The organism is Limnospira fusiformis SAG 85.79, from assembly GCF_012516315.1.
GTDB classification, from domain to species: Bacteria; Cyanobacteriota; Cyanobacteriia; order Cyanobacteriales; family Microcoleaceae; genus Limnospira; species Limnospira fusiformis.
Map to the genome: position 1 here is coordinate 1,635,716 of NZ_CP051185.1, position 23,993 is coordinate 1,659,708.

A 23,993-nucleotide genomic window follows, 5' to 3' on the forward strand; every position below is an offset into this window, starting at 1 on the left:
TGGCTTTTCCTCCCTGCTTTGAACAGGCAGGGCTTGCAAGTGTTAAGGTGTTTCCGTGAGTTATTGCCTCAATCCCAAATGCCCTAAACCCGATGATGAGTCGAATGCCAAACGACGCATTTGCGCTCAGTGTGGCTCTGATCTGTTTATACAGAGTCGTTATCGTGTTATCAAAAAGATGGGTGGGGGAGGATTTGGTCAAACTTTTGAGATTCTCGACCAAAAAGATAAGACTCGCAAAGTTTTAAAAGTTCTCCTCAAAGAACATCCCAAGGCGATCGCTCTGTTTAAACAAGAGGCGAAAGTTTTGAGTGAACTTAGTCATCCCGGCATCCCTAAAGTAGATAAAGATGGCTACTTTACCTTTATGCCGAAAGATGAGTCGCCGCTGCATTGTTTAGTCATGGAGAAAATCGAAGGGTTAGACCTTCAGGAGTGGATGAAGGAGCGCAAAAAAGAACCCATTAGCCCAGAATTAGCCATGGATTGGCTAAAACAACTGGTGGAAATTCTCGATCGCGTCCACAGTTTACAGTATTTTCACCGAGATATTAAACCTCAAAACATCATGCGAAAGCCTGATGGTCAACTGGTGTTAATTGATTTTGGCACAGCGCGGGAAGTGACCGAGACCATTATGGGGTTTAGTTCAAATGGCTCCGGCGAACAGGATAATGATAAGAAACGCGCCACAGGAATTGTCTCCCCTGGTTATACGCCGCCAGAACAAACGAACGGGAAAGCAGTACCTCAGTCGGACTTTTTTGCCCTGGGTCGGACTTTTGTTTATCTGTTGACGGGAAAACCCCCCACGGCTTACCCAGAAAATCCTCGCACTGGGAAACTTTTGTGGCGTAAGGGTGCGCCAAATATCCCGAAACAATTGGCGGATGTTCTTGATTATCTGATGGCACCATTTCCGGGAAATCGCCCCCAGAACCCTGGGGTAGTTCTCCAGTGTTTAGCTGAAGTGGAACTTAATCCGCCACCCCGCGATAGTGATGAAAGAGAAGATCCCAAATCAGATACCAAAGGTAAAAAGAAAGAACAGCTGAAGACGAAAATCCACCTCAGTGAACTGAAAATTAAGATTCCCTTCAAGGCTATTGGTATTCTGAGTGTGATTGTGACCATGGGGGGGTTGATTTATACCCAGGTAGACGGTTATCGGCGCTATGGCTTAATTCCGGCTAACCCTATGTTGGTGATTAGAGGGTGGCCTAATCGTATGTGGCTACTGGGGCATAAGGAGGCTTTAGGGCAGGTTTATGCTTTGGCGATCGCCCCAGACGGTGAAACTCTGGTTGCGGGAACTTTTGGCACAATTCGACGCTGGGGTATCCATTCTGGAGAGGTTTTTAATCCCGAAAGCGTCCATTCGAGTTGGGTAAGGGCCCTAGCATTCTCCCCCAATGGAGAGATTATGGTCAGTGGTAGTAATGATAAAACTATCCGTATGTGGTGGGGATCGCGTCAACGTACTATTGAAGGACATACAGGAAGTGTCCATGCTTTGGTTTTTAGTCCCAACGGTCAAATTTTAGCTAGTGGTAGCGAAGACAGGACTATTATTCTGTGGGATACCAATGGTCGGCGATTATCAACTATTCTCGCCCATGACCTCCCGGTTAATGCTTTGGCTTTCAATCCCCAGGGTAATGTTCTCGCTAGTGCTAGTGCAGATGCCAGTATCAGATTATGGAATGTCAATGTCGGTGATAGTAGTCGCCGACTGACAATTACTGGCCATGGAGATAGTATTAATGCGATCGCCTATAGCCCCGACGGTGAAACCATCGCCAGCGCTAGTGATGATGGAACCGTGCGCTTGTGGAATGCTAACACAGGGGAACAACTGCGGGTTTTTGAGGGACACAGAGGCCCGGTGAAATCCCTAGTGATTACCCCAGATGGCCAAACTTTAATTGCTGGAGGCGATCACATTGTTTTATGGAATCTCAACACCGGGGAAATAATCACTACCCTTTGGGGTCACGGAGACCTGATCACAGCCCTAGCCCTCACCCCAGACGGCAAAATCCTCACCAGTGGTAGTGAGGATAAAACCATTAAAATCTGGCAGCTAAAGCTGTAGCCCCAGAGGGGAGTTATATGGGGGGGTGTAGGTTGGCTCCGCGCGGTGGTCATTTGGGAATTAACCAGGCGATCGCTATATTGCCTAAACCCGCCCCTACTCCTCCCTCCGGGAAACTCTTAGCTTTCAGGCCCCTATTTTAGAAGCGGAAAGTAGTCCGCAGGGTTCCTACCAAAATATTAGCATTGCGGGCATTGTGATCAGGATTGGTCAAAACATAGAAGCCAGGAGTGATGGAAATGTAGTCGTTGAAAGCATAGCGATAGAAGGCTTCAATATGGAAGGAAGTATCGCGATCTTCCAAAGCGCCGATGTCATGGGAGGTAACTTTCGGAGGCATTCCGATAATAATACCACCCAAATCTCCTTCACTGAAAGCATCTGGGAAGCCCATAGTCACAGCCCAGTTAAGAATTGTAGCACTATCACTGCCACTTCTTTGTTGATGAGCCCAGGTAGCTCCAAACCAGCCACCCAACTCGAACTTCTCAACTATCCGCCAGTTAAACTGGAAGCCTAGGTTATCACTGGTGGTGGCGTTATCACCAAAGGGGCGATCGGCGATCCAGCTTCCGGTAGCACCCGCCATATTGACATCGTCGCTGGTGAAATATTTACGCGCGTACTCTACCCCAAAAGCCAGCCTGTCTGTGGGTTCATAGATCAACTGAGCCGACTTAGTATTGCTACCGTTGAATAAGCCATTACCAGCAGTAGCATCGGAGGCGTTACCAGCTAAATAACCCAGATTGAGTCTGAACTGACGATCATTACCAAAGGCAAACTTAGCCGCCGCCCCTGCACCTTCTGGACCCCGGAAAATGGCAGGGTTACGCTGACCAAACCGAGAAATTGAGGCATTAGAACCGCTGTTAAATGGGGTGATCACATCCATGATGTCATCTAAATCAAGGCTGTTAGCACCGATAAAGATGTGCGCCCGACGATTGAAGGCGGGGAAACGGTAGTACAAATCATCTAGCTCTATCCCATTGGAATTGCCATCAATAGCAGTCCGAGACATTAAGGTATTGGTCAGGTTAAATCTGCTGAGGTTAGGGAGATCTCTCGCTTGCAGACGGGTTCTCAATAGGTCTTCGCCGGTAAAGCTGGTATCAAAGTTCAGACGAACCCGGTAGCCCAAATAAGTTTGAGTGGGGTCTTCATTGCGATTGCCTTGGGGACCTCCAGCCACGTTATGTCTGGCGCGATCGCCAAAGCTATCTCCTGGCCAGAACACTACTTCCCCGCGCAGTTTGGTAGTGGTGGAGAACTGATTAGCCTCCAATTCAGCCGTCCGCGCTTCCAAAGCGTACACACGGCCGCGCAAAGTTGCCAATTCCGCCGCAAACTCTTCCTGGAGCCGTTGCAGAACCGCCAAATCTTCGCGAGTTACCAAATTAGCCACAGAAGCCGCAATCAATTCGTTAACCCGTTCCAAACAGGCATTTAAACCAGCCGCAAACTCAAAACGAGTCATGGCGCGGTTTCCTCTAAAGGTTCCGTCTGGATAACCTGCAATACAGCCATAACGTTCTACCAAAGACTGAAGCGCTTGGAATGCCCAATCTGTAGGTTGAACGTCAGACAATTGAGATACAGAGGTCACCTGCTCCATAGAGTCGGCAACTTCACTGTATAGATTGATTTGTTCTAGGTCGGCAATTCTGAGTTCCTGTTCCATCTCAGGTTGTACCTGAGCTACCTCTTGGGTTTCGGCAGAGGACTCAAAACCTAAATCCATTACATTCTGAGACAGAGGAGCCGTGTTATCGACCTCTGGCGCAACTGCCATTAGCGAGGTAGTATCCGCATCCAGGCTAAATTGACTAACTCCTTCCGCTGCATCTGAAGCTAGGGATGCCACTTGGGAAGTAGTAACCAGCTTGTCTGAAGGGCTGTCTGTGGCTAATGCAGCAGTTGTGCTTAACAGAAGAGCAGCACCCAGAAAGCCTGGACTCTGCTTGAGAGTGTTCCATAGAATTTTGTTCATCATCTCAAATCTCACACCGACTTAAAAAGACCTAAGCGAGGATGTCCCCAGCTCGAATGAACCAATAGTATCACGATTTCACGTAAAACTCCTGGGAGGGTTGGAAGCTCCGTGATTGCTCACGGAGAGGAAAACTGACTCAAGCGGATGACCGCCGCCAGCACCCCCTTGCGGGGTGGAGGGGTATGGTTGCCCCTCCATGGAGCTATGGTTGGCTCCGACTCCCTTGCGGGGTAATGTTTGCGCTTGCGCTAACGCGCACGCTGCGCGAACGCCAATGTTCAGAGTCGGTACTATCCAAATCGCACGTCCTTAACCCCTTAGAGATGTTTAACGATTCGGTTCTAGAGCCTGGAACTAGCACGCATTCCAGGGTAGGAACTTTAACTCTTGCTCTGAACGGAGCCAGTTAAGGCTATAGCTGGTCAGCTACCTGAAAGGGGGGCACGAAGCCCCCGTGCTTCAGCCGGGGGTGCTGACATCCTAACAGTAGGTGATTACATTAAACGATCGCACCCAAATTTTGTCTACGGATTGCCACAATAGAGGGCTTGGGGGGGTCTGTGGGGTTTTTACCTGGCCAGTTAGAGCCGATGGGAACCTCACGGGTTTGCATAAACTCCTGACCATCCAGACCAGTCATGGCAAACTCACGAAATTGGGATGCCATATTTCGGCGCTTACCATTATACTCTCCCGGATGTTGTACTGCCACAAATAGAGTTTGCTGATCGGGGCTAAAAAATGGTCCGCACAATTCACATTCCATGGGTCCGATCGCAAACAGATAGGCTTGACCCGCATCTGGTGGGGTGGTTGGTAAACACCACAGGGAGTTATTGCCATATATACCCATTAAATCTCTCGATGCTAAGGGTTCTCCGGCTTGATTTACCCGACCTGGGGGGACGGATTTGTTTTGAGAGCCAGTGCTAATATCTGTGACCATCCACAGATTACCTTGGCTATCAAACTCCAAATTATCTGGATTGCAAAATCCTAACCCACCTTGGAAAATTTCGCCACCCGCTGCCCACATTTCCCACCGAAATCTCAGCGCGTCCGGATCTCCATTATCCTCAATCAGACGAACTATCCATCCTGGGTCATGGGGAATAACTCCCCCTGGACCTTGAAAAATCCGCCCATCTGGTCCCTCACCATTGCGATCGCCACCTCCAGAGGTGAATGCTATATATAAGGAACCATCACCAGCAATCATAGTATCTTCTGGACGGGCGCAACAAGTAGCCCCGGCGGCACTAGCTGCTAAATGGGCATCAACCAGGATAGCACCCTGTTGGGTTTGCGAGTCGCCTAAATACAAATCTCCCAAGGTTTTGTACTGTTTCTTAAAGGCTTCGACTTCTTCATCTGTGGTAGCCACAAAACTGCCCCCTTCTGGGCGCAATGGTAAGGCTATGGCTCCCCCTATATGAACACTGGCTGGATCGGGGTTAACGGCTGTTTTAGCAGCCATAGGAATCCATTTTCCGGTTCCGTCTGGGTACAATTTGGCGGCGTATAGCATTCCGCTGGTCAATAGCCGAGAATTTTGGCGATCGCTTGGATCAATTACCCGGTCACTACTGACAAATTTATATAAATGTCCACTACGGCGATCGCATCCCGAATAGAAGGCTAGAGGTTTTCCGGCTGTTACCCTGACACCAACGGCTTCATGGCGATACCGACCCAGCCAAGTATGTTTGGTCCCATAATCTTCGGGGTCCGCTGGATTCACTTCTACAATCCAACCATATTTGTTCCCAGCTAGTCCTAAGACGTTACCCAGACCCCTGGTGGTAGAAAAGGGAGTCTCTGAAGGGGAAAAAGATGTACCATCGGGATGTACTGATTCCGTGACATAACTCTGGAAGTTTTCCTCCGCACTTAATACTGTTCCCCAAGGGGTTGTTCCCCCGGCACAGTTAGCGAAAGTGCCAATAATTTTATCTCCGAGGCGATCGTGATAACCCCGTCCCCTCTGGCGAAAAACTGCCACCGCTGGACCTGTAGCCTTGAGATAGCGTCCATCAGTCCAACCAGAAATTCCGGTAATGCGGCGATCGACAGATGAGTAAGTCCGTACCCATTTCCCCTCACTATCTCGACCGAGGGAAATTACCCCCATTCCCATATCGATTAACCCTTCTTTAGAAATCTCCAGAATTGCTTGTCTGAGAGGGTCTTTTCCCGGCAAAGAAAAAGCATCAATACTCTGGCTTTGGGCAGCCTCTAAAGCCTGTTTAACCACCGCAATAGGTAAGGATATCCCTATCACTTCCTCGTAAGTTTGTTCCCAGGGCTTACCGCTAATATACTCAAAGTTAACAGTCAAAAAACCTTGATTTTCACCAGTTTGTACAAAGGACAGATAATCATTGTTATACCCACACCGAGAATCACCCACCGGGTCTCCCCAACTGGCGATTACATCATAGGTAAACCCTTCGGGAAGTACCAAATCATCAATTACCTCGTACTTACCATATTTTCGGGATATAGCTTGATGGTCTGCACCGCTGATTTGCTCATAGGTCGGTAAAGGCATAGGACCTTTGACCGATTTAAAACTAGGGGCAAACGAGGGTGTTTCTGTAGTTGATGAACCCAGAAAATTGCTCCGATATGGTTGCTCACAGCCTTTCAAAGCCGCCGCCCCCATACCCGCAGTAATAAACAGCAAAAAATCCCGACGATTACAAGAAGCCATAAATCTGCCTATTTCTCAAACCTTGGATAATTTTAACCAAACCGATAACCAAACCCTCTAACTGTAATGATATATTCTGGTTTACTGGGTTCAACTTCTAACTTTTCTCGCAACCAGCGAATATGAACATCCACAGTTTTACTATCCCCCACAAAATCTGTACCCCAAATTACATCTAAAAGTTGTTCACGAGACCAAACTCGACGGGGATAACTCAAAAATAACTCTAGCAAACGAAACTGTTTAGGTGAGAGTTGAACTTCCTCACCCCGAACTATCACCCGACATTCTTCTTGATATAGGATGATATCTTTATATTGAAGCATCACAGGTCCTGGAAATTTCCCTATTCTTTGGCGACGGATTAACGCACGACACCGAGCGATAAATTCACGGATACTGAAGGGTTTGGTCAGGTAATCATCCGCCCCTGCTTCTAAATAAAATGCACAATTGTTGGCGTTTTCTTTGTTGCCAATAATCAAAATTGGCACAGATTGACCATGATGCCGTAACATACGACACAGATCTAAACCATTGGTTGCATCTAGAATGAGAAGGCTAAAGGGAAACTCTCCGGTAACTGCTCCTGTATTGGAAATAGAAGGCAGGGCATCTCGGCTGTCTTGGGCAATCATGATTTTATAGCCTTGTTCTTCCAAAGCAATGGATAATATATCCCGCCACGGCTCCTCATTTTCCAGCAACAAGATATGTCCATTATCTATGACATCTGAGCGGTAAGACTTCTTACTCAAATCTGGGGAAAACATAAGTATTTATTCCTGGGTGAATGATGATGTTTGTCAAAACTTAGAAGATTAACCCCCAAGTTGGCTAGTTTTGAGGAAAATTAATCTATCACCATCCATCCGACAAAGGTATGTTCTCCATTATTTATGAGTTTGAGGAGTTGTGAGTGTCTGACAATGACAACCTTATGGTCGGGGTTGACCCGACCCGCAAGCACCTCACTTGTCTCTGACTCTGGCTTAATGGCCAGGTTGTTAAACATTAGTTTCCACCCCCAATCTGCCCGGTGTTGTTGAATGTTCGTGGATCATTAGTGGAGCTATGTTCCATCGTATTTGAGATGGGTTAACTTTAGGTAAAGGAAAAGTAATGTTTTGGTTAAGCTATGGGATTTGGTTAAAATGGTGTTGCTAGTGTCTAATAAATTTATAAAAATACACAAATAAATGCTGTTACACCTAAGCACATGGCCGGAAGTGGAGGCTTACCTCCAGCAGTCTACAGGGATTATCCTACCGATTGGATCAACTGAACAACACGGACCGACGGGGTTAATTGGCACTGATGCCATTTGTGCTGAAGCGATCGCTAAAGGGGTCGGGGAGGCTACCCAAGCCTTAGTCGGTCCTACGTTAAATGTGGGTATGGCACTCCACCATACTGCTTTTCCAGGAACCATCAGTTTACAACCTAGTACCTTGATTAGGGTAATCAAGGATTATATCACATTTTTGGCAAAAAGTGGGTTTACGACATTTTTCTTTATTAACGGTCATGGGGGGAATATTGCCACCCTCAAAGCTGCCTTTTCGGAAACCTATGCCCACTTAGCTGATCTTAACTTAGCAAATAGCGATCGCATTCGTTGCCGGGTTGGTAACTGGTTTATGTGTCCATCAGTGTATAAACTAGCTAAAGAACTTTATGGGCAGAGTGAAGGTTCCCACGCTACCCCCAGCGAGGTCGCAGTTACCCAGTACCTATATCCAGAGTCCATTAAAAAAGCATCCCTCAACCCTAATGTTGCTAAAGGTCATCCCATCTATGGTGCCGCTAACTTTCGCCATAACTATCCCGACGGTCGCATGGGTTCAGACCCCAGTCTAGCTACCCCTGACCATGGCAAAAAACTCTATGAGTTAGCGGTAAAGGAACTTAGCCAGTCTTATCTGGAATTTCTCAATCAAAGTGTTTTTTGATATTGGCGGCTGGGAAAATTAGTAGTTTAAAGATGATCTATCAAGGCTGGTCGTTCATCAACGCTACAATATTATAGGTACATATTAAGTACATATTAGGTACATATTAAAGGTAGCATTGGCATACTATAAAGTTTTGCCGTCTAATTTGAGCAGCTTGTTTCGGAGAAGAGAACAGTGCCAGAGTTATTGGAGTATTTTTGGAAACCCAATTTTTATATAGCTCACGGTCATTGTTACCTGTGGCAACCTTCCTTGGTGGCACTTCATGTCATCAGTGACGGGTTAATTGTCATTGCCTATTTCTCAATTCCGGCGATGCTAATTTACTTCGTCAATAAACGCAATGATCTGCCATTTTTAAATATTTTTAAGCTATTTAGTGCGTTTATTATTCTCTGCGGTATTGGTCATGGTTTCGACATTTGGACTCTGTGGTTTCCTAATTATTGGTGGTCGGGATTTGAACGAGCCATAACTGCTTTAGTCTCGGTATATACAGCCCTAGTGTTACTGAAAATATTACCCTATTTTTTGTCATTAAAAACTCCTGAAAAATTAGAAGCGGTTAATAATGAGCTGAAAAAGCAGATTCAAGAGAGAGAAAAAACCGAGGAAATTTTGCGGGCAATTGTGATGGGTACGGCATCAGTAACTGGGGCGGATTTTTTCCCGGCTTTAGCGCAGAACCTGGCTAGATGTTTAGATATACCCTATGTATTGGTGACGGAAATTGTCAGCGATCAGGAACCGATAAAATTACGAAATCTGGCTTTTTGGTCTCAGGATAATTTTGCCGATCATGATGAATATGAATTACAAAATAGTCCTTGTCGGATAGTTTTGGATACTCAAGAAGTTTGCTTTTATCCAGACAATTTACAACAAACTTTTCCCGACAATAAATATTTTCAACACTTGAATGCTCACAGTTATTTAGGCATTCCATTAATGGCTCAAAATCAGAAAGCGATCGGGATTTTATCTATCTTAGACGTGAAACCTTTAGTCCAAGATGAATTAGCACACGCTGTCCTGAGTATTTTCGCATCGAGGGCAGCTACAGAACTACAAAGAAAATGGGCAGAAGAAGCGAAAAATAAAGCCTATGAAGATCTAGAAGTGAGGGTTGAGGAACGGACATCAGCTCTCAAAAATATTAATATTGCCCTAGAAAATCAAATTCAGGAGCGTATGGCTACAGAAATAGCTATGCAACTTATGGCAGACCAAGAGAGAGCTATTAATCGCGTGATTTCACAAATGCGACAAAGTTTAAATTTGGAGGTGATTTTTCAGGCGACTGTTAATGAATTGCGTCAGGTAATTGAAGTAGATCGCGCCCTAATTTATCGGTTCAATTCTGACTGGAGTGGGGTAATCATCAAAGAGTCTGTGAGTCCGGGATGGCGGAAAATTCTGACCGCAAATAAGGGAGAAGAAGTGACTACACAGAATACGGTAGATGAAGAAAATTGTATTGTTAAAAAGCTAGGTTCTTCCCACGAATTAATTGAGGATACTTACTTACAAGAAACCCAGGGAGGTTTTTACTCACGGTCAAAGAGTTGTTGTTGTATTGAAGACATTTACAAGGCTGATTTTTCGGATTGCTACCTGCGATTTTTAGAACAATTTCAAATCCGGTCATATATTATTAGTCCGATTTTTCAAGGATATCAACTTTGGGGATTATTGTGTGTGTATCAAAATGATGGTCCTCGAGAATGGAAAGCGGCAGAATCTAAGGTGGTTAGTCAAATTGCTAATCAGTTGGGGGTGGCTGTGAAACAGGCGGAATTGTTCGCACAAACTCAGCAACAGGCGGCGGAGTTGAAGCGGGTTGCGGATGCTGCTAATGTGGCTAACCGCGCTAAAAGTGAGTTTTTGGCTAATATGAGTCATGAACTTCGCACTCCCCTTAATGCAATTTTAGGCTTTACTCAATTGCTACAACGCGATCGCACTTTAGCAGCTAAACATCAAGAATATATTAAAATTGTCAATCAAAGTGGTCAACATTTACTAGAGTTAATTAATGATGTCTTAGAGATGTCAAAAATTGAGGCGGGACGGATTACTTGTAACCCGACTGAGTTTGACATTAAACGCTGTTTGCCAGCCATTCAAGTGATGTTACAACTCAAGGCTGAGTCGAAGGGATTAACTCTCAATTTTCAGGTGGAAGAGTCGGTGCCGAAATTCGTGAGGACTGATGAAAGTAAATTGCGCCAAGTTTTGGTTAATTTAATTAGTAATGCTATTAAGTTTACCCAGGACGGGGAAGTTAGTTTAAGGGTGTCAGTTGGTGGAGTTGATGAAGACCTAGGTTTATCTGATGAGGATTGGGTGAGTAATACCTACTTGCTGTTTGAGATTATAGATACTGGATGCGGTATTGCATCAGAGGAAATTAATGACCTATTCCAGGCATTTAAGCAAACCAAAGCGGGTCGAGAATCGCAACAGGGAACGGGTCTAGGATTAGTGATATCTCAGAGATTTGTTAACTTAATGGGGGGTGAAATTAAGGTAAGTAGTAAACCGGGTGAGGGTAGTTGTTTTAGTTTCCAAATTCCTGTGGGTGTGGCCGACCAGATGGTTGATGAATCCGAAAGTAAATTAAATCAGGCTTGTCGGTTAGCACGGGGACAAGAAGACTATCGAATTTTGGTGGTGGAAGATAACCCAGTTAATCGGTTATTACTAACTACACTATTGCAGGATGTGGGTTTTGAGGTTCAGGAAGCGGAAAATGGACAGGAAGCGATCGCAGTTTGGCAACAGTGGCATCCGCACTTAATTTTTATGGATATGCATATGCCAGTGATAGATGGGTTTGAGGCCACCCAATATATCAAACAGGCTGAAGTTGATAGTCTTCCGGTGATTATTGCCATTACAGCCAGTGCCTTTACGGAACAAAGACAAAACTGCATTAATGCCGGGTGTGATGACTTTATTAGTAAGCCATTTCGGCGGGAACAAGTGTTAGAAACCCTGACCAAATATTTGGGGGTCAAATACCAAATTGATGAACCGAATGCGATCGCCTCTACAGCGGTAGCTACTTCCGCACCTAAAAACCATGACCATTTAGCCATAAATCCAGAAACCTTCGCCATGATGCCAGCAGAATGGTTAGAGCAAATCCACTATGCTGCTCAATTAGGAAATGATCTGATGATCTTATCTTTGATCAAACAAATGCCCCCAGAGCATTCAGATTTAGCTGAAGCCTTAACCAGCATTGTGGAAAACTTCCAATTTGAGCGATTGTTGGAAATGTTTAACTCCGAGACTAACTCCGAGACTATGGAAAGCGATCGCTAACTAGCCACAGGCAAAATCAACCTTTCACGAGCCATAATTGCCTTGGGAAAAACCGCCTGAACTTCATGTTCAATTTGGTCAAGGAAATCATCTGAGTGGCTAGGGTCATGATGAAAAATCACCACCCGTGCCACATCCGCCGCCTCAGCGATTTTGACTGCTTCTTGCCAGGTTGAATGTCCCCAACCCACCTTGGGAGATTTAGGATTATGATATTCCTCATCAGTATACATAGCATCATAAATAAGGATATCAGCCCCCTGAGCCAATTCCAGCACATTCTCATCCAACCCATCAGGCAAATGTTCTGTATCGGAACAGTAGACCACAGTTCGTCCTTGCCAAGTAACACGATACCCCATAGCCGTATTAGGGTGATTAAGTTGTCCGGTTTCAATCTTGATATCATCAAGCATCATAGTATCCCCCGGTTTCAATTCATAAAACCTCAGATCTGCCTGTAACCCACTCAGGGGAATGGGGGAGTTGGGATGAAGTACGCGATCGATGAAATGCTTTTTCATCGATTCTCCATCTGGGGGGATAGTGCCATAGATATGAAAGCAGTTCCCTGGGGTAAAAGCCGGAGTAAACAGGGGGAAACCCTGGATATGATCCCAGTGGTAATGGGTAAAAAACATATAGGCTTCCATAGGCATTTGTGCGACTAGGGAATCACCCAAGGACCGCAACCCAGTACCACCGTCAAAAATCAGCCTTTTTCCGGCAATACGCATTTCCAAACAAGAGGTATTCCCGCCATAGCGGATAGTTTCTTTTCCTGGGGTGGGGATACTGCCGCGAACTCCCCAAAACTCCACCACAAAATCATCGGGATTTTGATCACAGGAGTCTGGGTTATCTCGACCAGTTGCCAACACAGAAGATGGGGTGATGGTTTCCATGTTTTAATCTTCAGGATGTAAAGTTCTACACTGACCGTGATGGCGCAATAGATGGTCACAGAGTACCAAGGCAACCATTGCTTCTACCATAGGAACCGCTCTGGGCAAAACACAAGGATCATGTCGTCCTTTTGCTGCCAGAGTGGTTTCGGAGCCCTCACGGGTGACAGTTTTCTGTTCTTTACGAATTGTAGCAGTTGGTTTGAAGGCAACTCGCAAAATTATCAGTTCTCCGTTAGAAATTCCCCCCTGGACACCGCCGGAACGATTGCTCAGGGTGCGGACGGCTCCAGTGTCATCAATATAAAATTCATCATTATGTTGACTACCTGTGAGCAGAGTACCAGCAAAACCAGAGCCGATTTCAAAACCCTTACTAGCGGGTAGGGACATGACAGCTTTGGCTAGGTCTGCTTCTAGTTTATCGAATACTGGCGAACCTAGTCCAGTAGGAGCGTTACGAACTACGCATTCGACTACCCCACCAATGGAGTCCCCCTGGTCTCTGATGTCTTCAATTAGTTGAATCATCTGTTGCGCCCTGTCGGGGTGAGGACAGCGGACTATATTGCTTTCGACTTGCTCAAGGGTAACCGTTGCCGGATCGATCGCTGCTTCTAGGTCTTTGATGCGTGTGACATAACCGATGATTTCAACATTGGCGACCTGTTTAAGGATTTTTTTAGCTATAGCACCTGCTGCTACTCTACCAATAGTTTCACGAGCGGAAGACCTACCGCCGCCTTGCCAATTGCGAATCCCATATTTAGCATCATAGGTGGCATCGGCATGGGAGGGGCGATATTTTTTCGCCATCTCATCATAATCCTGGGGACGGGTGTCTTTATTTTTGACCATGATCATGATCGGGGTTCCTAGGGTTTGCCCTTCAAATACCCCACTGAGGATTTCGCAGGTGTCGCTTTCTTTGCGAGGGGTGGTAATTTTGCTTTGTCCGGGTCGGCGACGATCTAATTCCTGTTGGATTTCTGAGATGTCCAGGGAGAGGCGGGGAGGACAGCCATCGATGATGACTCCAACCCCCCCACCGTGGGATTCACCGAAGGTGGTGATCCTAAATAAATGCCCAAATGTGTTGCCCATACTGGTCTTGTCTAAAAGGTTGTAGAGTCTCGATCCTATCAGATCTTGCACTATCAACGGACCGGGCTACAGTGGTTTATACTCGGAATGCTGCTGCCTCAATTAGTCTTCGTGATCCTCAAAGGGGTCACTGAGTTCTTCTGAAGGAGGACCGAAGGCGGTATAAATGGCATAGGCAGCGATCGCTACTACGGTAGCAGCTAGGGAAATGTTAAGAGCTATTGCAGGTTCCATGAGATTTGATTCAATTATGAGCCTTGTTCTTATATAATATTACGAAACATTAAAATTTGCTGTTCAACCCATTGATAAGGTGACTTATGGCACAAAGAACTTGGTTAGGCGATCGACTCAGACCCCTTAACTCAGAATATGGTAAGGTTGCCCCCGGTTGGGGTACTACTCCCCTGATGGGGGTTTTTATGGGGTTATTCTTCGTGTTTCTGTTGATTATCCTACAGATCTATAACTCCTCACTGATTCTCGAAAATGTTAGCGTGGACTGGGCCAACCTAACTCGCTAAGTTGAGAGTCCGGGAGAGCTTAATTTAATCGCAGATTAGTTGAACCAATTAGGGCGATGCGCTACCATACCAAGTATGGGTGCGAGACCTTCGGGTATGAAATAGAGCTGAAATGGGCGAAATAACTACCCGGTGAGGACTTCAACCCCTTGGTTGATTGGGTCGCATCCCTGACCATCCCATAACACAGCCTGATTTTTTGGCCCACCTTCGAGACTTCCAATATAGCCAGTCAGGTGAAGCGGAAAATCAGGTCTAAGACTGCCCGCGCCATGCTAACATGGGCGCATTATCGATTCAAACTAACCCTGAGACATAAGCGCGGAAATAACTGAACAGTTGTAGATGTGACCGAAGAATACACCAGCAAAACCTGTACTCACTGTGGTCATGTTCATTCCCAGCTAAGTGGCTCAAAAGTGTTCCGATGTCCGGAGTGCGGGTTCACTCTACCCAGGGACTGGAACGGTGCTTTTGGAATCTTTCTAAAAGCTTTGCGGGATACCGCCTCTGTTACTTTAACGGGTAATAGTGCTATCGTCGCATTGTCCGGGAACAACCGGATAAATGTCGCGTAAATGTATCAGGCGCCAATCTATGAACTGGATCAATTGGCGATCGCTATGGATTTCGGGTCTGGTTGGTCTCATGGCTTAGGGCGACTCTCCCTGGGAATCATATTTCACTGGCGATCGCCATATTTTTAGCCCTATACCCTAGGCGACTTCCCAACTACTGGAGACATTAAATGAATATTTTTGGCATGGGTTTACCAGAGATGGCAGTCATCCTGGTATTAGCACTTTTGATTTTTGGTCCGAAAAAATTACCCGAAATGGGTCGCAGTTTAGGAGAGGCGATCCGCAAGTTTCAAGAAGCCTCCCAGGAATTTAAGACCGAGTTTAATCGAGAAGCAGAACAGATCCAAGCTGCTACTCGCCCCCAAAATACTAACTCCGAAAGTGATAATTCTTAGCAGCAATTTTGTCCTCTGCAATGGCTTTAATACCACAATTAATTGTAGGTTTAGGTAATCCGGGGTCAAAATATGACCGTACCCGCCACAATATTGGCTTTGAAGCCGTCGATTTTTTGGCTGACAAGTGGGGGGCTACCCTGTCGGAAAACCGTCGGTTTCAGGGGGTATTTGGTGAGGCTAAGATGCGATCGCATGACAAGCTGTATCTCCTGAAACCCTTAACCTACATGAATCGGTCAGGTCAAGCTATTCGGTCTGTGGTGGACTGGTACAAACTCCCCCCGGAATCCGTGTTAGTGATTTATGATGACATGGATTTACCAGTAGGACGGCTGCGCCTGCGGCTGTCCGGTTCCGCTGGGGGACATAATGGCATGAAATCGGCGATCGCTCATTTAGGGACTCAAAATTTCCCTCGCCTGCGCCTGGGAATTGATAAACCCCAAGCCGCAGTCCTTAACCACGACCGAGAAACCATCTCCCACGTCCTGGGTAAATTTCCCCCTAATGAGCGCCAGACTATGGATAAACTGTTACAACAGGTATTAGAAGCCATAGAATTAGCCCTAGAAGATGGAGTAGAAAAAGCTATGAGCCTTTACAATAGTCGCAGTGTTGACTAATGTCCAGAATCTGAATTTCCTGCATTATCCCAGGAGGTTGCCAGTGACTCATGCTAGAGGTCCTTTACCCGAAACCAATGCCCATATCCGCATTACCCGTCAGTCCTGGCAGTCTGGTATTCTCGAAGGAGATGTCAGCGCCGGGGACTATGTATGGCAATTTCAATGGCGATTTAGACAACGTAAAAGTTTAGTGATTCGACCCTCCCAGGGTCGCGCTTTAATCCAAGAACCCCTAGGGCGATTTCTGGAAAAGTGGGACTATAAACTTGAACCAGGCGGCGATTATTCTTTTACCATTCGCGCTAAGTTTTGATAGTCAGTTATCCCGTGATTATCGTGATTTACCGGTTCTGACCCACCAGAGAAGATGTCGGCAGTAAGGAGGTAAGATGGCGATTCATTTCCTCTAAATATCTGGCTAGTTGAGAATAATCACGGCTAGTTAGTAGGGGGTTATCCTGACTATTTAACAATGATTCTAAAGGCAAAACACGATAATTGAGTTTGCCATGAAGTGAGTATCGATGTACCCAAGTGGGTAAAGCTATCACCTCAGCAATTTCTATAGTTTCATCAGGAAAATTCTTGTTAATTCTCACCTTAAAAATAACTCCCACATCCCGATAATTCCCCCGCTGATTAGAAATGAAATTCCCCATTGAGTAAATAGCCACAGCTTGGCGGATAGTACCATCTTCCTCGGTGATATCAAAAATTTGATAGGGTTGAACCACATGGGGATGACTACCTAAAATAATATCCGCACCCGCATTAACCAAACTGGCGACCAGTCGTTTTTGTTCAGCATTCGGCTGGCGTTGATATTCCGTGCCAAAATGCAAAGCCACAGTAACTATATCAACTCCTAATTCTCGCGCTTTCTGAATATCTTGGATGATTTTCGCTTCATCAATTAAGTTAACTAAATAATCCTTTCCCCTAGGGATAGGAATGCCATTAGTGCCGTAGGTATAGGCAAAAAACGCCATTGATATATCATTCTTTTCAATCACAGTAATGGTGTCTGCTTCCTCCTGGGAGGCGGCTGTACCGACGGGAACCAAACCTCTACTTCTGACATTTTCCAGAGTTGTTAATAAACCAGCTTCGCGACGGTCTAGGGAGTGATTGTTAGCTGTGGTTAAAATATTAAATCCGGCATTTTTCAGGGCATCTGCGAGGGTATCCGGTGCATTAAATAAGGGATAACCTGTATATCCGGTTGCTGAACCTGCTAGGGTAGTTTCTAAGTTCCCAATTACCCAATCTCCGGTTTGGAGAATGTCGCTAACTTCTGTAAAAAAAGGGTCATAATTATAAGTGTTTGTGCTGGGATTATAACCGGACCTAATTTGTGGTCCGTGCATCATAATATCGCCAACGGCAATTAATAAAGCTGACTGGGTATAGGGTTTGGGGGGTTTGGTTAAAGCGGTGAGTTTCTCTGGGTCTATGGGTTCAACCCTAGCACTGGGTACAATATCGCAGCCGATAACCAAGAGAAACAAACTACCAGAAATCAGGGTGAGCAATTTTTGAGGCAAAACTTTACATATATTCATATCGTGGAGATCGATGGAGCAAGTAGAAAGCACGTTGACAGCTAAGATAGCATATCAGGTATGATCGGGTGAGGGGCATTGATTATAGATAATTCCTACCACCGATGTGGCAGTTTCAGAAGTTGTTATGACTACAGAGAGAATTTCAGCGCCAAGAAGCGGGAAAGGTCAGGAAAAACGCCACCAGTTAAGAAGGTGGCACTTTTGAAGCTGAGATCTGTAGTCAGAAAGGATAGTTTACATACATACAAGTTCACCAATTCACTAGCACCTACCCACTATGCTTGACAAAATTGCTACGGCTATCTTTGCTGCTTTCCTGGCTTTCCCTGGCGCTACTAACTCAGAAGTGGCGGAAACTCATGTAGCCCAAGGGATACAGTGTAACCCTAATGGTTCAATGATGGAAATGAAAAAATGTGCTGATGATGATTATCGAGTAGCCGATCGCAAACTGAATGAAGTTTACCAACAACTGACCCCGAAAGTGCAAGGGGAGGAAAGACAGCGCCTGATTGCAGCACAACGCGCTTGGATTCAATTCCGCGACACGAATTGTAGATTTGAATCGGCGGAAGCGTTGGGGGGGACTTTAGAGGGTCTGCTGTTCACCAACTGTCTCACTAAGATGACCACCAATCGCACGGCTGAATTACAGGCATATATAGCACGACAGGCCAGCAATGAGCAACCGCAAATGGGACAAGTTACTAATATCGTTCAGGGGGACATTATGTGCTATGTGACCCTTAAAGATCAGATGAACCGGGAACACCAGTTAGGCGCAACTTTCGATATTTGTGCTAAGGCTAATCAATTCATCAATCGTCGGGTTTCCCTAAAATATTCACTGCAAAATGTTAATGATTGCGAAAGCATTGAACCCTGTGGAAAAACCCGCCAGGAATTGCTGATTAGCAGTATGGATGTTGTCAGGTAGGTAGTTGAGAGCCTAACTTTTGTGTGACGCTAAGGGGTACAATGGTTAGGCTTGGCATCTTCACATCAGGGGGTTTTCCTGTTCTTGATGTGGGGAGGAACTCGGAAAGAGGTTTGACTTTGGGTGTAGAACTGCGAAGTTATGTTTATCTGGACAATTTACAGCCCCAACACGCTGCCTATATTGGGACGGTATCGTTGGGGTTTTTGCCGTTACCTGGGGATGCGTCCCTGTGGATTGAAATTTCACCGGGAATTGAGATTAACCGCATTACTGATGTGGCTTTAAAGTCTACGGCTGTCCGTCCTGGTGTTCAGTTTGTGGAAAGGTTGTATGGTTTGTTGGAAATTCACTCTAGCCGCCAGGGAGATACGTTAACGGCGGGTAGGGCGATTTTGGATGCTTTGGGGGTACAAGAAAGCGATCGCCTCAAGCCGCGTGTGGTCTCTAGTCAAATTATTCGCAATATTGACCCTCACCAGGCACAATTGATTAATCGGACTCGCCGGGGACAGTTGTTGCTGGCTAAACAAACTTTATATGTTTTAGAGGTGCAACCAGCGGCTTATGCTGCTTTGGCTGCGAATGAGGCGGAAAAGGCGGCTTTGATTAATATTCTACAGGTGCAAGCGGTGGGGAGTTTTGGACGTTTGTATCTGGGTGGAAATGAACAGGATATTTTGGCGGGGTCGGCGGCGGCTTTAAATGCGATCGCTAATGTTTATGGTCGCGATACCTTATTTGCGGAAAGTAAGGAGTGAGGAATAGGGGGGTTATTATGGCTAATATTGAACAATTGGCAATCTTGAGGCGGGGTGTGGTGAAATGGGAGTTTTGGCGACGGCAAAATGCGGCGATCGCACCGGATTTACAAGAGGCTAATTTCTCTGGTTTTCACCTGGAAGGGGTGAATTTAGAGGGGGCTAATCTTCATGGCGCTAATTTAAGGGGTGCTAAATTGAGGTTGGCTAATTTAATGGGGGCTGATTTAGCAGGTGCCAACCTGGAAGGTGGTGATTTGCAAGGGGCTAATTTAATGGGGGCGGTTTTACTGGGGGCTAATTTATCTGATGGGAATTTGACTGATGCGGATTTGGGAAATGCTAATTTAATTGGGGTGGAATTTCGAGAGGCGATCGCCCGTCGGATTAATTTGAATGGCGCAAACCTAAGACGGGGGAATTTTACCCAGGCGAATTTAGCGGCGGTTAATTTGAATCAGGCTAATTTGAGTCACGCTAATTTCCATGAGGCGGTTTTGATAAATGCGATCGGCTATCAAGCCTATTTTTATGGTACTAACTTAGTTAATAGCCATTTAAATGGGTCTTATTTCTGGGGGGTTAAGTTCACTAATTCCCAATTAATGGGGGCTGATTTTCGATTCGCTAATCTCAGAAAATCTGTTTGGGAAAACATCGACGCAAGAGGTGCGAATTTGCGAGGCGCTAACCTGAACGGCGCTATTTTACACTCAGTTGATTTACGCGGTGCGAATTTGCGAGGCGCTAACCTGAACGGCGCTATTTTAAAACGGGTTAATTTGGATGATGCTATTCTACCTTATAATTAATCATACATCATAAGAAACCGGGTTTCTCAATAGGGGGCTGGAATTAAGCGCCAGCCTATGATCAACTGGAACTGATCATAAAATGAGATAAACTAAGGGATTATCCGTAACCCACCGCATAAGTCCACCTTAGCAGTCAATGGAATCAGTGAAGTTATGTCAAGTTTTCCGCCACCTCTAGCGCAACCTCAATCCCTCCAACAATGCCTTAAACAGTATTTTGGCTATGACAGCTTTAGACCAGGACAACAGGAGATTATAGAACAAGTGCTGCAAAAGCGGGATGTACTCGCGATTATGCCTACAGGGGGTGGAAAATCCCTGTGCTTTCAACTTCCCGCTCTCTTGAAACCCGGTCTGACATTGGTGGTTTCGCCTTTAATCGCTTTAATGCAAGACCAGGTAGAAGCGCTAAAAGATAATGGTATTGGGGCGACATTTCTGAATAGTACGGTAGATATTCACGAAGCGCGTCAGCGAGAGTCAGCTATTCTACAAGGTCAAATTAAGCTGCTTTATGTAGCACCGGAAAGGTTACTATCTCCTCAGTTTTTAGATTTTTTAGACCGCCTTGAGGCGGCATTTGGCATATCAACTCTGGTAATTGATGAAGCTCATTGTGTCTCAGATTGGGGTCACGATTTTCGACCAGAATATCGACAAATTCAACAGGTGCGATCGCGTTATCCCCACGTCCCAGCGATCGCTCTCACGGCTACGGCTACGGAACGGGTCAGATTTGATATAATTAAACAAATTGTCCTCAAACAACCTTATGTTCACGTCGCCAGTTTCTACCGTTCTAATCTCTACTATCAGGTAATCCCTAAACAACCGAAAAAACGGTTCCCTCAACTATTAAAAGTAATTGAATCGATGTCAGGTTCAGGAATTATTTACTGTTCCAGTCGGAAAAGGGTGGAAGAAGTCGCATTAAAATTACAACATAATAATATCCCAGCCCTCCCCTATCATGCGGGAATGGCGGATAGCGATCGCCTAGAAAGTCATACCCGTTTTATCCGAGATGATGTCCGAATTATCGTGGCTACTATCGCCTTCGGTATGGGTATAGATAAGCCAGATGTCCGGTTCGTTATACACTACGATTTACCGAAAAGTTTGGAAAACTATTACCAAGAGTCAGGACGTGCTGGACGGGATGGACAACCGGCTCAATGTCTGCTATTGTTTAGTTATGGGGATATGAAAACCATTGAATATTTGATTGAGCAAAAGCCTGATGTTGATGAACAAAGAATTGCGCGCCAACAGTTGCGACAGGTAATTGATTATGCTGAGTCTACCGAGTGTCGGCACCGCATTCAACTGCGCTATTTTGGAGAGGAATTTCCCGGTAATTGTGGCACCTGTGATAATTGTTGCCATCAACGACCTATGGAAGATTGGACAGTGGAAGCAATGAAGTTTCTATCCTGTGTGGCGCGGTGTCGGGAAAGGTTTGGGATGAGTTATATTATTGATGTGTTGCGGGGTGCTAAAAATCAAAGGGTTTTGAGTAGGGGACATGATAAACTTTCCACCTATAATATAGGACGAGACCGGACTGTTGATGAGTGGAAAATGTTGGCGCGATCGCTTTTGCATCAAGGACTGTTAGACCAGACTAATGATGGCTATTCTATTTTGAAGTTAAATAACCTCAGTTGGGAGGTGATGAAAAGACAGCGGGAAGTCAAAATTGCGGTGGTACGCGATCGCCAACTTCCACAACAAACTTGGTCTATGGCGGCGGATGTTAAAATGTTATTAGAGCATCTCCGTCAAGTTCGTAAACAACTGGCTGACCAAAATGATATTGCTCCCTATAAGATTTTTTCCGATTCGACTTTGGGGTTAATGGCGCGAGAACGTCCCCAAACTAAACAGGATCTGTTGAGACTTTCTGGGGTGACTGCTTATAAGGTTCAACATTATGGTCAGCAGTTCTTAAATGCTATCCATCAATATTGTCTGGAACAAGGTATTCCCCTCAAGCCTACTAAACCGCCATTACCTGCTGTTTCATCATCATCTATCTCTAAGTGGTATCATGTCTCCCCTACTGTTCTGCAAACCTGGGAGTTATTTAAGCAGGGTTTAAATGTGGAAGAGATCGCTTATCAGAGAGGCTTAAAATCTACTACGATTTATGGTCATTTGGCGGATTTAATTGCTAACAATTATGGCGATATCGATATTAATACATTGGTATCTCCTGAACGACAACAGGTGATTTTAGAAGCGATCGCTATTTTGGGAGATGAACACCTAACAACAATTTATGAACATCTAGGAAAAGCCTACAGTTATGGGGAAATTCAATTAGTTAGGGCTTTATGGCGATCGCAAAATTCCCCCGATATTGAGTTTTGATTGGGTAATTGATAATTCTTATCGGCTGAGAAACCTTATCGGCTAAGAAACCCGGTTTCTCAAAGAAACCGGGTTTCTGGAAATCTGGGAGAGAAACCCATCTATAATAATTATCGGCTGAGAAACCTTATCGGCTAAGAAACCCGGTTTCTCAAAGAAACCGGGTTTCTGGAAATCTGGGAGAGAAACCCATCTATAATAATTATCGGCTGAGAAACCTTATCGGCTAAGAAACCCGGTTTCTCAAAGAAACCGGGTTTCTGGAAATCTGGGGGAGAAACCCATCTATAATAATTATCGGCTGAGAAACCTTATCGGCTAAGAAACCCGGTTTCTCAAAGAAACCGGGTTTCTGGAAATCTGGGGGAGAAACCCATCTATAATAATTATCGGCTGAGAAACCTTATCGGCTAAGAAACCCGGTTTCTCAAAGAAACCGGGTTTCTGGAAATCTGGGGGAGAAACCCATCTATAATTAATTATCGGCTGAGAAACCTTATCGGCTAAGAAAACCGTTCAAAGAAACCGGTTTAAACTGGGGGAAACCCGACGGCTACAGATTATCGGCTGAGAAACCTTATCGGCTAAGAAACCCGGTTTCTCAAAGAAACCGGGTTTCTGGAAATCTGGGGGAGAAACCCATCTATAATTATTATCGGCTGAGAAACCTTATCGGCTAAGAAACCCGGTTTCTCAAAGAAACCGGGTTTCTGGAAATCTGGGGGAGAAACCCGGCTATAATTATTATCGGCTGAGAAACCTTATCGGCTAAGAAACCCGGTTTCTCAAAGAAACCGGGTTTCTGGAAATCTGGGGGAGAAACCCGGCTATAATTATTATCGGCTGAGAAACCTTATCGGCTAAGAAACCCGGTTTCTCAAAGAAACCGGGTTTCTGGAAATCTGGGGGAGAAACCCGGCTATAATTATTATCGGCTGAGAAACCTTATCGGCTAAGAAACCCGGTTTCTCAAAGAAGCCGGGTTTCTGGAAATCTGGGAGAGAAACCCATCTATAATAATTATCGGCTGAGAAACCTTATCGGCTAAGAAACCCGGTTTCTCAAAGAAACCGGGTTTCTGGAAATCTGGGAGAGAAACCCATCTATAATAATTATCGGCTGAGAAACCTTATCGGCTAAGAAACCCGGTTTCTCAAAGAAACCGGGTTTCTGGAAATCTGGGAGAGAAACCCATCTATAATAATTATCGGCTGAGAAACCTTATCGGCTAAGAAACCCGGTTTCTCAAAGAAACCGGGTTTCTGGAAATCTGGGGGAGAAACCCGGCTATAATTATTATCGGCTGAGAAACCTT

20 protein-coding genes and 1 pseudogene are annotated in these 23,993 nt (G+C 45.4%); 13 read left to right on the top strand and 8 right to left on the bottom strand.

The features are described from left to right. Window positions 1-55 precede the first annotated feature (55 nt). Window positions 56-2,095 carry a serine/threonine-protein kinase gene (locus tag HFV01_RS07795; protein ID WP_006624561.1) on the top strand — a complete coding sequence of 680 codons (2,040 nt, stop codon included), beginning with the start codon at window positions 56-58 and terminating at the stop codon, window positions 2,093-2,095. Window positions 2,096-2,234: 139 nt separating this feature from the next. On the opposite strand, the gene HFV01_RS07800 is transcribed toward HFV01_RS07795, so the two are convergent. From HFV01_RS07800 to HFV01_RS07815, 4 genes are all read right to left on the bottom strand, one after another. Continuing rightward, window positions 2,235-4,088, bottom strand: coding sequence for an iron uptake porin (locus tag HFV01_RS07800; RefSeq protein ID WP_193521269.1), 1,854 nt, complete (start codon window positions 4,086-4,088; stop codon window positions 2,235-2,237). A 502-nt stretch (window positions 4,089-4,590) separates the two neighbouring features. Then, complete coding sequence (locus HFV01_RS07805; protein WP_193520976.1) at window positions 4,591-6,804, bottom strand: PhoX family protein; 2,214 nt, start codon at window positions 6,802-6,804, stop codon at window positions 4,591-4,593. Between the two features lie 32 nt (window positions 6,805-6,836). Next, a complete protein-coding gene (locus tag HFV01_RS07810) occupies window positions 6,837-7,577 on the bottom strand; it encodes a winged helix-turn-helix domain-containing protein (protein ID WP_006670364.1) in 741 nt (246 codons plus the stop codon). An 80-nt stretch (window positions 7,578-7,657) separates the two neighbouring features. Beyond that, window positions 7,658-7,819: a hypothetical protein gene (locus HFV01_RS07815; protein WP_006670365.1), complete on the bottom strand. Its 162-nt coding sequence runs from the start codon at window positions 7,817-7,819 to the stop codon at window positions 7,658-7,660. Between the two features lie 184 nt (window positions 7,820-8,003). Between HFV01_RS07815 and HFV01_RS07820 the strand changes: the two genes are divergently transcribed. After that, window positions 8,004-8,756, top strand: coding sequence for a creatininase family protein (locus HFV01_RS07820; RefSeq protein ID WP_006624567.1), 753 nt, complete (start codon window positions 8,004-8,006; stop codon window positions 8,754-8,756). Window positions 8,757-8,933: 177 nt separating this feature from the next. Next, a complete protein-coding gene (locus HFV01_RS07825; RefSeq protein ID WP_193520977.1) occupies window positions 8,934-12,089 on the top strand; it encodes a response regulator in 3,156 nt (1,051 codons plus the stop codon). On the opposite strand, the gene HFV01_RS07830 is transcribed toward HFV01_RS07825, so the two are convergent. The 3 genes from HFV01_RS07830 to psbN form a co-directional block, all read right to left on the bottom strand. Further along, on the bottom strand, window positions 12,086-12,994 hold the full coding sequence (locus HFV01_RS07830; RefSeq protein ID WP_006670367.1) for an MBL fold metallo-hydrolase: 909 nt from the start codon (window positions 12,992-12,994) through the stop codon (window positions 12,086-12,088). The two genes, HFV01_RS07825 and HFV01_RS07830, sit on opposite strands and share 4 nt — an antisense overlap. Window positions 12,995-12,997: 3 nt before the next feature. Continuing rightward, a complete protein-coding gene (aroC, locus tag HFV01_RS07835) occupies window positions 12,998-14,098 on the bottom strand; it encodes a chorismate synthase (protein ID WP_193520978.1) in 1,101 nt (366 codons plus the stop codon). 102 nt (window positions 14,099-14,200) lie between these two features. After that, the gene (gene psbN, locus HFV01_RS07840) at window positions 14,201-14,332 is read right to left on the bottom strand and encodes a photosystem II reaction center protein PsbN (RefSeq protein WP_006618392.1); all 132 of its coding nucleotides are present in this window, start codon (window positions 14,330-14,332) and stop codon (window positions 14,201-14,203) included. A gap of 86 nt (window positions 14,333-14,418) precedes the next feature. Here psbN and psbH point away from each other — a divergent pair, with 86 nt between their 5' ends. From psbH to HFV01_RS07865, 6 genes and pseudogenes are all read left to right on the top strand, one after another. After that, complete coding sequence (gene psbH / locus HFV01_RS07845) at window positions 14,419-14,622, top strand: photosystem II reaction center phosphoprotein PsbH (protein WP_006618393.1); 204 nt, start codon at window positions 14,419-14,421, stop codon at window positions 14,620-14,622. A 185-nt stretch (window positions 14,623-14,807) separates the two neighbouring features. Continuing rightward, window positions 14,808-15,200 (top strand): annotated as a pseudogene (locus HFV01_RS07850) (zinc ribbon domain-containing protein); the annotation flags it as partial. Next, entirely contained in the window at window positions 15,201-15,329 is a 129-nt protein-coding gene (locus HFV01_RS30300; RefSeq protein WP_006624571.1) for a hypothetical protein, read from the top strand. A 41-nt stretch (window positions 15,330-15,370) separates the two neighbouring features. Then, window positions 15,371-15,598, top strand: coding sequence for a TatA/E family twin arginine-targeting protein translocase (locus HFV01_RS07855; protein WP_006618394.1), 228 nt, complete (start codon window positions 15,371-15,373; stop codon window positions 15,596-15,598). A gap of 20 nt (window positions 15,599-15,618) precedes the next feature. Next, window positions 15,619-16,224 carry an aminoacyl-tRNA hydrolase gene (pth, locus tag HFV01_RS07860; RefSeq protein WP_006624572.1) on the top strand — a complete coding sequence of 202 codons (606 nt, stop codon included), beginning with the start codon at window positions 15,619-15,621 and terminating at the stop codon, window positions 16,222-16,224. A gap of 43 nt (window positions 16,225-16,267) precedes the next feature. Then, a complete protein-coding gene (locus HFV01_RS07865; RefSeq protein ID WP_006670369.1) occupies window positions 16,268-16,540 on the top strand; it encodes a DUF3146 family protein in 273 nt (90 codons plus the stop codon). A gap of 28 nt (window positions 16,541-16,568) precedes the next feature. Here HFV01_RS07865 and HFV01_RS07870 read toward each other — a convergent pair whose 3' ends face one another. After that, window positions 16,569-17,789 carry a CapA family protein gene (locus HFV01_RS07870; protein ID WP_006624574.1) on the bottom strand — a complete coding sequence of 407 codons (1,221 nt, stop codon included), beginning with the start codon at window positions 17,787-17,789 and terminating at the stop codon, window positions 16,569-16,571. Window positions 17,790-18,069: 280 nt separating this feature from the next. Between HFV01_RS07870 and HFV01_RS07875 the strand changes: the two genes are divergently transcribed. The 4 genes from HFV01_RS07875 (at window position 18,070) to recQ (ending at window position 22,678) form a co-directional block, all read left to right on the top strand. After that, window positions 18,070-18,729: a lysozyme inhibitor LprI family protein gene (locus tag HFV01_RS07875; RefSeq protein ID WP_193520979.1), complete on the top strand. Its 660-nt coding sequence runs from the start codon at window positions 18,070-18,072 to the stop codon at window positions 18,727-18,729. A 119-nt stretch (window positions 18,730-18,848) separates the two neighbouring features. Next, window positions 18,849-19,490, top strand: coding sequence for a beta-carboxysome protein CcmP (gene ccmP, locus HFV01_RS07880; protein ID WP_008051135.1), 642 nt, complete (start codon window positions 18,849-18,851; stop codon window positions 19,488-19,490). 17 nt (window positions 19,491-19,507) lie between these two features. Then, complete coding sequence (locus HFV01_RS07885; RefSeq protein WP_193520980.1) at window positions 19,508-20,302, top strand: pentapeptide repeat-containing protein; 795 nt, start codon at window positions 19,508-19,510, stop codon at window positions 20,300-20,302. A gap of 156 nt (window positions 20,303-20,458) precedes the next feature. After that, window positions 20,459-22,678, top strand: coding sequence for a DNA helicase RecQ (gene recQ / locus HFV01_RS07890; protein ID WP_193520981.1), 2,220 nt, complete (start codon window positions 20,459-20,461; stop codon window positions 22,676-22,678). Window positions 22,679-23,993 lie beyond the last annotated feature (1,315 nt).

What these genes read in the sequence shown, in the direction of transcription:
- HFV01_RS07800 (WP_193521269.1), bottom strand. Translation starts at nt 4,088, where the DNA reads ATGAACAAAATTCTATGGAACACTCTCAAGCAGAGTCCAGGCTTTCTG.
- HFV01_RS07805 (WP_193520976.1), bottom strand. Translation starts at nt 6,804, where the DNA reads ATGGCTTCTTGTAATCGTCGGGATTTTTTGCTGTTTATTACTGCGGGT.
- HFV01_RS07810 (WP_006670364.1), bottom strand. Translation starts at nt 7,577, where the DNA reads ATGTTTTCCCCAGATTTGAGTAAGAAGTCTTACCGCTCAGATGTCATA.
- HFV01_RS07815 (WP_006670365.1), bottom strand. Translation starts at nt 7,819, where the DNA reads ATGTTTAACAACCTGGCCATTAAGCCAGAGTCAGAGACAAGTGAGGTG.
- HFV01_RS07820 (WP_006624567.1), top strand. Translation starts at nt 8,004, where the DNA reads ATGCTGTTACACCTAAGCACATGGCCGGAAGTGGAGGCTTACCTCCAG.
- HFV01_RS07830 (WP_006670367.1), bottom strand. Translation starts at nt 12,994, where the DNA reads ATGGAAACCATCACCCCATCTTCTGTGTTGGCAACTGGTCGAGATAAC.
- aroC (WP_193520978.1), bottom strand. Translation starts at nt 14,098, where the DNA reads ATGGGCAACACATTTGGGCATTTATTTAGGATCACCACCTTCGGTGAA.
- psbN (WP_006618392.1), bottom strand. Translation starts at nt 14,332, where the DNA reads ATGGAACCTGCAATAGCTCTTAACATTTCCCTAGCTGCTACCGTAGTA.
- psbH (WP_006618393.1), top strand. Translation starts at nt 14,419, where the DNA reads ATGGCACAAAGAACTTGGTTAGGCGATCGACTCAGACCCCTTAACTCA.
- HFV01_RS30300 (WP_006624571.1), top strand. Translation starts at nt 15,201, where the DNA reads ATGTATCAGGCGCCAATCTATGAACTGGATCAATTGGCGATCGCTATG.
- HFV01_RS07855 (WP_006618394.1), top strand. Translation starts at nt 15,371, where the DNA reads ATGAATATTTTTGGCATGGGTTTACCAGAGATGGCAGTCATCCTGGTA.
- pth (WP_006624572.1), top strand. Translation starts at nt 15,619, where the DNA reads ATGGCTTTAATACCACAATTAATTGTAGGTTTAGGTAATCCGGGGTCA.
- HFV01_RS07870 (WP_006624574.1), bottom strand. Translation starts at nt 17,789, where the DNA reads ATGAATATATGTAAAGTTTTGCCTCAAAAATTGCTCACCCTGATTTCT.
- HFV01_RS07875 (WP_193520979.1), top strand. Translation starts at nt 18,070, where the DNA reads ATGCTTGACAAAATTGCTACGGCTATCTTTGCTGCTTTCCTGGCTTTC.
- HFV01_RS07885 (WP_193520980.1), top strand. Translation starts at nt 19,508, where the DNA reads ATGGCTAATATTGAACAATTGGCAATCTTGAGGCGGGGTGTGGTGAAA.
- recQ (WP_193520981.1), top strand. Translation starts at nt 20,459, where the DNA reads ATGTCAAGTTTTCCGCCACCTCTAGCGCAACCTCAATCCCTCCAACAA.